This is a genomic window from Streptacidiphilus pinicola, from assembly GCF_003258295.1.
Taxonomy (GTDB): Bacteria; Actinomycetota; Actinomycetes; order Streptomycetales; family Streptomycetaceae; genus Streptacidiphilus; species Streptacidiphilus pinicola.
Map to the genome: position 1 here is coordinate 41,608 of NZ_QKYN01000035.1, position 7,563 is coordinate 49,170.

The 7,563-nt window shown below is 72.2% G+C and carries 10 protein-coding genes; 5 read left to right on the forward strand and 5 right to left on the reverse strand.

Annotation, left to right across the window (positions count from 1 at the left end; all coding sequences use genetic code 11):
- Positions 1-105: 105 nt before the first annotated feature.
- Together DN069_RS08900 and DN069_RS08905 are read left to right on the forward strand one after the other, a co-directional pair.
- On the forward strand, positions 106-1,467 hold the full coding sequence (locus tag DN069_RS08900; protein ID WP_111500331.1) for an NAD(P)/FAD-dependent oxidoreductase: 1,362 nt from the start codon (positions 106-108) through the stop codon (positions 1,465-1,467).
- A 172-nt stretch (positions 1,468-1,639) separates the two neighbouring features.
- Complete coding sequence (locus DN069_RS08905) at positions 1,640-3,118, forward strand: glycoside hydrolase family 47 protein (protein ID WP_111500326.1); 1,479 nt, start codon at positions 1,640-1,642, stop codon at positions 3,116-3,118.
- 24 nt (positions 3,119-3,142) lie between these two features.
- Here DN069_RS08905 and DN069_RS08910 read toward each other — a convergent pair whose 3' ends face one another.
- The gene (locus tag DN069_RS08910; protein ID WP_424556266.1) at positions 3,143-3,826 is read right to left on the reverse strand and encodes a hypothetical protein; all 684 of its coding nucleotides are present in this window, start codon (positions 3,824-3,826) and stop codon (positions 3,143-3,145) included.
- A 125-nt stretch (positions 3,827-3,951) separates the two neighbouring features.
- Positions 3,952-4,440 (reverse strand): hypothetical protein, encoded by a 489-nt coding sequence (locus DN069_RS39945; protein ID WP_341538455.1) that lies wholly within the window; start codon positions 4,438-4,440, stop codon positions 3,952-3,954.
- A 40-nt stretch (positions 4,441-4,480) separates the two neighbouring features.
- Here DN069_RS39945 and DN069_RS08920 point away from each other — a divergent pair, with 40 nt between their 5' ends.
- The gene (locus tag DN069_RS08920; protein ID WP_424556267.1) at positions 4,481-5,005 is read left to right on the forward strand and encodes a pyruvate formate-lyase-activating protein; all 525 of its coding nucleotides are present in this window, start codon (positions 4,481-4,483) and stop codon (positions 5,003-5,005) included.
- Positions 5,006-5,029: 24 nt separating this feature from the next.
- On the opposite strand, the gene DN069_RS08925 is transcribed toward DN069_RS08920, so the two are convergent.
- The gene (locus tag DN069_RS08925; protein ID WP_111500333.1) at positions 5,030-5,590 is read right to left on the reverse strand and encodes a GNAT family N-acetyltransferase; all 561 of its coding nucleotides are present in this window, start codon (positions 5,588-5,590) and stop codon (positions 5,030-5,032) included.
- Between the two features lie 141 nt (positions 5,591-5,731).
- Here DN069_RS08925 and DN069_RS08930 point away from each other — a divergent pair, with 141 nt between their 5' ends.
- A complete protein-coding gene (locus DN069_RS08930) occupies positions 5,732-6,346 on the forward strand; it encodes an RraA family protein (protein ID WP_111500327.1) in 615 nt (204 codons plus the stop codon).
- 94 nt (positions 6,347-6,440) lie between these two features.
- Complete coding sequence (locus tag DN069_RS08935; RefSeq protein WP_111500328.1) at positions 6,441-6,641, forward strand: hypothetical protein; 201 nt, start codon at positions 6,441-6,443, stop codon at positions 6,639-6,641.
- Between the two features lie 22 nt (positions 6,642-6,663).
- Here DN069_RS08935 and DN069_RS08940 read toward each other — a convergent pair whose 3' ends face one another.
- Complete coding sequence (locus DN069_RS08940) at positions 6,664-7,059, reverse strand: STAS domain-containing protein (protein ID WP_111500329.1); 396 nt, start codon at positions 7,057-7,059, stop codon at positions 6,664-6,666.
- A gap of 24 nt (positions 7,060-7,083) precedes the next feature.
- A partial coding sequence (locus DN069_RS08945; RefSeq protein WP_133259859.1) for a class F sortase occupies positions 7,084-7,563 on the reverse strand: 480 nt, incomplete at its 5' end.

A 7,563-nucleotide genomic window follows, 5' to 3' on the forward strand; every position in this document is an offset into this window, starting at 1 on the left:
AGCGTGCCAGTGTGGCGAGGAGTGGTGACACCTGGTGCTTCCTGGTGCTCGCCGGTCTCCTGAGACCACGCATGACAGTGACCACGACCGTGAGGGATGGGCACGATGGAACGACCCCGGATCCTGGTGGTCGGCGGAGGCTTCGCCGGCGTCGAGTGCGCGCGGCGGCTGGAACGCGAGCTCGCGCCGAGCGAGGCAGAGATCGCGATGATCGCGCCGTTCAGCTACGAGCTCTACCTCCCGCTGCTGCCGCAGGTCGCGGCCGGCGTGCTGACGCCGCAGTCGGTCGCCGTCTCGCTGCGCCGGATGCTCCGCCGGACCCGGATCGTCCCGGGCGGGGCGATCGGCATCGACGCCAAGGCGAAGATGGTGATCGCCCGCAAGATCACCGACGAGCTGATCGCCGAGCCGTACGACTACCTGGTGCTCGCCCCGGGCAGCGTGACCCGCACCTTCGACATCCCCGGCCTGGCCGACTACGGGCGCGGTATGAAGACGCTGGCCGAGGCCGCCTACGTGCGCGACCACGTGCTGGCGCAGCTCGACCTCGCCGACGCGGCCACCACCCAGCAGGAGCGGATCTCCCGCCTCGGCTTCGTCGTCGTCGGCGGCGGCTACGCCGGCACCGAGACGGCGGCCTGCCTGCAGCGTGTCACCGCCAACGCGGTGCGCCGCTACCCGCGGCTGAACCCGAACCTGATCAAGTGGCACCTGGTCGACATCGCCCCGAAGCTGATGCCGGAACTGGGCGACGTGCTCGGCACCACGGCCATGGACCTGCTGCGCAAGCGCGGCATCGACATCTCGCTGGGCGTCTCCGTGGCCGAGGCGAGCGAGGAGTCGGTCAAGCTGACCGACGGCCGGCTGATCCCCGCGCGGACCCTGATCTGGACGGCCGGCGTGGCCGCCAGCCCGCTGGTCAACACCCTGGACGCGGAGACGGTGCGCGGTCGCCTCGCGGTGACGTCGGAGATGCGCGTCCCGCAGTGCGAGGGCGTCTTCGCGCTCGGCGACGCGGCCGCTGTACCGGACCTGGCCAGTGGCGACGGCGCGGTCTGCCCGCCCACCGCGCAGCACGCGCAGCGGCAGGGCAAGGCGGTGGCCGACAACGTCATCGCCTCGCTCCGGGGCCGGCAGCTGAAGCCGTACTTCCACAAGGACCTCGGCCTGGTCGTCGACCTCGGCGGCGCTGACGCCGTCTCCAAGCCGATGGGCGTGGAACTGCACGGCCTCGCCGCGCAGGGCGTGGCCCGCGGCTACCACCTGATGGCGCTGCGCACCAACGTCGCCAAGGTCCGGGTGATGACCAACTGGCTGCTGAACGCCGTGGCCGGGGACGACTACGTGCGCACCGGATTCCAGGCCCGCCGCCCGGCCCGGCTGCGCGACTTCGAGTACACGGACTCGTACCTGACGAAGGAGCAGATCAAGCAGCACACCGCCGCCCTGCACGCGCGGCACCAGTAGTCCCCTGGATAGCGATATCTGACGCCCTGGGCGGCGGGTTGCGACCGGCGCCGCCCGGGGCGCGTTGATTCTGGCATGCACTCGCCAGGCGTGTCACCCCTCCGTGTGGTATTCACGACGACACGATGATCCTGCGGATTGAGGCGGAGGCGGCGGCCCTAGCTTTGCGTGCATGCTCGAACACCCCGCGTCGCCCCAGCTGCCCCGCCCCTCCCGCCGTCTGGTCCTCGGCTCCGCCGCCGGCTCGGCCCTGCTGACGACGGCCGCCGCCGTCTCAGGAACGCGGCCGGCCGCGGCTGCCGTGAATCCCGCGTACGCGGCGGACGACGCCGAGGGCCGGCGGCTTCCGAGCGACGCCGACGCCGCCGCCGCGATCCGTGCCGAGTTCCTGCACGGCTGGTACGGCTACACCGCGAAGGCCTGGGGCTATGACGAGGTGCGCCCGCTCAGCGGCGGACACAACGACTTCTTCGCCTCCGGCCACAGCTTCGGCCTGTCCATCGTCGAGGCCCTGGACACGCTCTACCTGATGGGCTGCGACAACGAGTTGACGCAGGCCCGGGACTGGGTCGAGAACAACTTCGACCCGACCCAGGACGTCGACATGCACGTCTTCGAGGCGATCATCCGCCTCGTCGGCGGCCTGATCGCCGGTCACCTGACGACGGGCAGCGCCGCGTTGCTCTCCCTGGCACAGAACGTCGCCGACAGGCTGCTGCCCGCCTTCACCTCCTCGCCCACCGGCATTCCCTACACCCACGTCAACCTGCGCACCGGTCAGGTGTCCGGACACGAGGTCGCCCTCGCGGAGGCCGGCACCAACGTGATGGAGTTCGGCGTCCTGTCCCAGCTCGTGGGCGACTCGCGCTACTACGACGCCGCGATGGGCTGCTACTCGGCAGTGCTCGCCCGGCGCAGCTCGCTGGACCTGCTGGGCACCCGCATCAACGTCGAGTCCGGCCGCTGGGTCGACCACAGCTCGACCGCGCCCAACCCGCCGGTCGACTCCTTCTACGAGTACCTGTGGGGCGGCGGCCGGCTCCTCGGCAACGCTCAACTGACGAGCTGGTACCACCAGTTGACCAATGCGATCGTGGCGCACCAGACCGACGAGCGTCACGGCCGCCTCTGGTTCCACAACGTCGACCACGCGACGGGCCGCCGCACCGGCCCCACCCACCAGTCCGAACTCGCCGCCTTCTACGCGGGCCTGCTCGGCAAGGGCGGCGACCTCGGCCGCGCGGCCTCCTACTTCCGCTCGTGGAGCGCGGTCCTGGACCGGTACCCGGTACTGCCCGAGACCATCGACTACAGCGACTTCTCCATCGTCGACCAGGGCAGCCAACTGCGGCCCGAGTACGCCAACTCGGCGTTCGACCTGTGGCGCCTCACCGGCCACACCACCTACAAGAGCGGTGCCTGGCGCTGGTTCCAGAACATGCGCACCCACCAGCGCGTCGGCGGCGGCTACACCGTCGCCGACGAGGTGGGCTCCTCGTCCGTGCGGCTGGGCGATCTGACGCCGGGTTACTGGTTCGCGGAGAACCTCAAGTACCTGTGGCTGATCTTCTCCCACACCCCGCGCTTCGACTACACCAACGGGATCCTGTCCACGGAGGGCAAGGTCCTCGCGGGGGCACTGGCTGGTTGACGCCCGCGCCCCGCGAGAGCCGCGCTACTTGAGCCCGAGCCGCGATTCGGCCGTGAACCAGTCCGTGGCGATGGCCTCCTGGGCCTGGGCCAGGGTCACCTGGCCGCCGCAGACGGCCGTGTGGAGACGGGTCTCGACGGCGTCCTTGGGGTTGTTCGGTCCGGCGCCCGCCGCGTGCCCCGGGGACGGCGGCTCGACCCAGAGGTTGCGCGGGTCGTTCGGGTCGCCGCCCAGCTCCAGGCTCACCAGGTGGTCGTACTCGGCATCGTGGAGCTGGCCGGTATAGCCGTAGGAGGCGGCGTTCTTGCGCTTCTCGGCGTCCGTCACCGACGCCGGCGGCCGGATCCCGCCGGTGTAGCCGCCCTTGCGGCAGATCGTGGACGCGAGGTTCGCCTGCGTCACCGCGGGCGAGAGCGCGCCAGGGGTGCACGTGGCGTCCGGCAGCGGCTGACCGCTGTCGCTCCGGTAGTGGCAGCTGTCTGCCGCCGGTTGCGCGGCGACGGCGTAGTGGGACTGCGGGCCGGGGCCCTCGGCGAGCGGACCGGCGGCGTCGCCGGCCGGCTGCGAACTGCCGGCGGAGGCACCGGCGGAGGCGCGGTCGCCGGAGGAGGAGTGGGATCCGGTGGAGTGGGAGCAGCCCGCGACGGCGGCGGCGAGCAGCACGGAGGCCAGGGCCAGGACGGGGCGGGCCAGGGCAGAACGGCGCACGGTGATTCCTCGGGACGTTGCGGCGAGGGCTTGGATGAGGGCTTGGTTGCCGCGTAGCAGCCTCCCAGATCCGGCGATCTGCCACAGGCTATTCCGCTTCTGACGGCGAGTCGCCCGAATGGCCGCTATTCTCCCGTGCGGGCCGCGCCCTCCGGCCAGACCCGCACCACCTCGACGCCCGCGTCGCGACTGCGCTGCACCAGCTCGCCGGTGCCGCCCGGCCCGGCCGGCGGCCGGCCGTCCCAGACCGCGACGACCACGTCCGCGCGCGCCAACAGCACCTCGTTCGCGGCCTGGTAGGCCTCCTGCGAGACCTCGCTGAACTGCAGCTCGTGCACCTCGACGGCGGCCCGGACCAGACGCTCGAAGGTGGGCGCGCGCTCGGTGTGGACACGCTCGTGTCGGTAGCCGCGCGCCGGGAAGACCACGACGAGCTCCCCGCCCGCCTCCACCAGCTCCTCCGCGAAGATCGTGTCCGCCCCCGCCGCCAGGCAGCTGAGACCGACCAGCGGTCCCTCCACCGCACGTGCGGCGATGAGTTTGCGCAGCTCCGCCCGGACCAGCTCGGCGGTCTGATCTGTCAGGTCCCGGTGTCCTGTCACCGCGAGCGTCACCACAGTCTCCCCTTCTCCGCAGCAGGCTCCCCCCTGTCGTATGCCCGTCCGCGCGGGGCGCGATACGACGGGAACCGGGCACTCCGCGGACGGCCCGTGGGACGGCCCGCGGGCACTCCGCCGACAGGACCTTGGTCCCGGCAAGTGGGGCCCAACGCCGCGGTCCCGGCCCCACGCGCCGGAGCACGCTTACGACATCTACCTGGTCCTCCTCGACATCAAGTCCTGGGACCGGGAGGTCTACCAGCGCGTGACGGGCCGTCCGCTCCAGCCCACCCTCGACTTCGCCCGCCACCTGGCCGACCTGGGCAAGGACGTGTGGGTGCGCTTCGTCCTGGTCCCGGGACTGACCGACGGCGAGGAGAACGTGGCCGGGGTCGCGTCGTTCGCCGCCTCGCTGGGCAACGTCTCGCGCGTGGACGTCCTGCCGTTCCACAAGCTCGGCGCGGCGAAGTACGAGGCCCTCGGCGAGCGCTTCGAGCTCACCGACACCCCCACCCCCACGAGGGAGCAGGTCGCGACAGCCCGCGCGATCTTCGCCGCCGAAGGGCTCCACGCCGTCTGAACGTATTGACGGCGTCCCGTGGGGTCAACGCTGCTCCCACCGCTCCTTGGTGATCTCGTACCGCACACCGCCGTGCTCGGCGCCTTCGACCGTCATCATGTCGTCAGGGGTGGGGAGAGTGCCTGTGAGACTCATGGACAGCTTCTCCATGACACGACGCGACCCGCTGTTCATGGCCATCGTCGCGGCCCAGATCGCACACAGTCCGAGCTCGGCGAACCCCTTCTGCAGCAGGGCCTGTGAGCCCTCGGTGGCATAACCCTTGCCCCAGGACGCCTGGCGCAGCCGGTAACCGAGCTCGGCCTCGTCGAGCGGTCCGTCCGGCTCGGGACGCAGATGGAACCAGCCCACGAACGCTCCGCCGTCCCGCTCGTGTGCGGCGAACAGGCCGAGGCCCGGGTGCTTCTCGTAGCCGGCGATGATGTACGGCAGGTGGCGGTCGCGGACCACCTCCGGGGCGGTCGCCTCGCCGCCGGACAGGTAGCGCATCACCGCCGGGTCGCTGTCCAGCTCGATCAGCAGGTCCGCGTCGTCGGCCGTGAAACGGCGCAGGACAAGACGCTCGGTCTCCAGGTAGATCTCCACGGCGTGGATCATTCCCGAGGAAGGCAGCACCGTCCAACGGCTTTTCCCGGAGGCTGTCTGCGACGCTGACCGATGAGACGCTTACGAACGCCGCCCGGAGCAGACCGCTCCTCGGACGACCGACCCCACGGAGGAGTGTCCATGGCTGAGAAGTCCGCCGTCCCGACCACCGCGCTCTGCGACTTCCTGGGCCGGGAGCAGGTCATGGACCTGGGCGTGCGGTCGCTGTGGACGCCGGCCCCGCACGTCGCCGGTCCAGCCTTCACCGTACGGTGCCCACCCGGCGACAACCTGATGCTGCACGCTGCCATCCACCGGGCCGAGCCCGGCTCCGTGGTCGTCGTCGAGTCCGGCGACCTCGACTACGCGCTCGCCGGAGGCAACGTCTGCGCCGTCGCCCAGCTCCGCGGGATCGCGGCGTTCGTCCTGGACGGGGTGATCCGCGACCTGGCGGAGGTGCGGGCGGCGGGCTTCCCGGTGTACGCCCGTGGCACCATGCCGATCCCGGGCGGCAAGAAGGTCGTCACGCCCCTGGGCGAGCCGGTGCGCTGCGGCGGCGTGCTGGTGAACCCCGGCGACCTCGTGGTGGCGGACGGGGAGGGCGTCGTGGTGCTCCCCGCCGCCCGGCAACAGGAGCTGCTGCGCGATGCCCGGGCCAAGCAGGAGCGGGAGGAGGCGCAGTCCCTCGACGACTGGGCGGCGGAGCACCGCGCCCGCATCGACAAGGCCCTCGCTGCGGGTGGCTTCCAGGACTGACTCCGCGTCCTGCTCGGCGTCGCCCGACCGCTGACGGGTAGGAAGCCGGGGCAGGCCGTCTCAGCTGATCCGTCGTCACCGTGGGGAGCCGCGCATGGCATCCGAGGAGTACTGCGAGAGCCCCGACGTCGCGGCCCTGCCACCGCAGGAGCGGTGGCAGGCGGCGCCGGGCGACGCCGTCGCCGCCTGCACGCAGTGCGACGAGCCCACCCGCTTCCGGGCCGACGCACCGGGGGCGGTGCTGTGCCCGCGGTGCGAGTGGCAGCAGGCCCAGCGCGGCGCCTGCTCCGGATGAACCCTGGCGCGGCGAGCAGGCCTCACGCCGTGGGGTGCAGCGGGAACGCCAAGTGCAGACCGCCGAGGACGAGGATGCGGGCGACCGGGCCGGGCGGCTCCGTCAGCGAGACGGGCACTGCGGCGGCGTCGGCCAGGCGGCCGGCCCGCAGCAGGCCGGTGAGTCCGGCGGCGTCACAGAAGCTGAGCGCGCCGAGGTCCAGGACCAGGCCCCGCGGGCCGTCGCGGCCCGGGGGCAGGTCGAGTGTGCGGCCGACCGCGACGAGCAGGGACGGCGTGGCCGCCAGGTCCAGCTCCCCGGTCAGGTGCAGGACGTGGCAGCAGGCGAGGCGCTGCAGCCGGTTCTGGCAGCCGCGGGCCCGGAAGGCGCGGCGGCGCGGGCCGAGGGTGCCGCAGGGGCGGATCGGGTGGTGGCGCATGGCAGAGGTCTCCGGTCGGGCGGATCAGGCGCCGTGGCTGGTGGAGCCGGTCAGCACGGCGGTGACGACGAGGTTGTCGGGATAGGTGTGGGTGGCCGGATCCGGCGTACCCGCGCAGGTGACCAGGCGCAGCACCGGCTGGGGGTCGGGGCCGTAGACCTGCTGGTCGGGGAAGGACGACTTCGGGTAGGAGTCCGCGCGGGTGACCGTGAAGTCGGCGGTGCTGCCGTCCGCGCGGGTGACCTCGATGCGGTCCCCGGGGTGCAGCCGGCCGAGCTGGAGGAACACGCCGTTGCCGTACTGGCCGACGGTGACGTGGCCGAGGATCACGGAGGAGCCGCGCTGGCCGGGGGTGACGGAGCCGTCGTACCAGCCGGCCGGGGAGTTCGCCGCGATCGGCGGGACCTGGACGGTCCCGTCCGCGGCCAGCCCCAGGCGCTGTACCGAGGTGTCCACACCGATGGCGGGGATCTTCAGGCGTTCCGGCGTCGACGCCGGAACGCC

Excerpts from the sequence above, each read along its gene's own strand:
- DN069_RS08900 (WP_111500331.1), top strand. The coding sequence starts at position 106 with ATGGAACGACCCCGGATCCTGGTGGTCGGCGGAGGCTTCGCCGGCGTC.
- DN069_RS08930 (WP_111500327.1), top strand. The coding sequence starts at position 5,732 with ATGGCTGAGAAGTCCGCCGTCCCGACCACCGCGCTCTGCGACTTCCTG.
- DN069_RS08920 (WP_424556267.1), top strand. The coding sequence starts at position 4,481 with ATGCCCGTCCGCGCGGGGCGCGATACGACGGGAACCGGGCACTCCGCG.
- DN069_RS08935 (WP_111500328.1), top strand. The coding sequence starts at position 6,441 with ATGGCATCCGAGGAGTACTGCGAGAGCCCCGACGTCGCGGCCCTGCCA.
- DN069_RS08940 (WP_111500329.1), bottom strand. The coding sequence starts at position 7,059 with ATGCGCCACCACCCGATCCGCCCCTGCGGCACCCTCGGCCCGCGCCGC.
- DN069_RS08905 (WP_111500326.1), top strand. The coding sequence starts at position 1,640 with ATGCTCGAACACCCCGCGTCGCCCCAGCTGCCCCGCCCCTCCCGCCGT.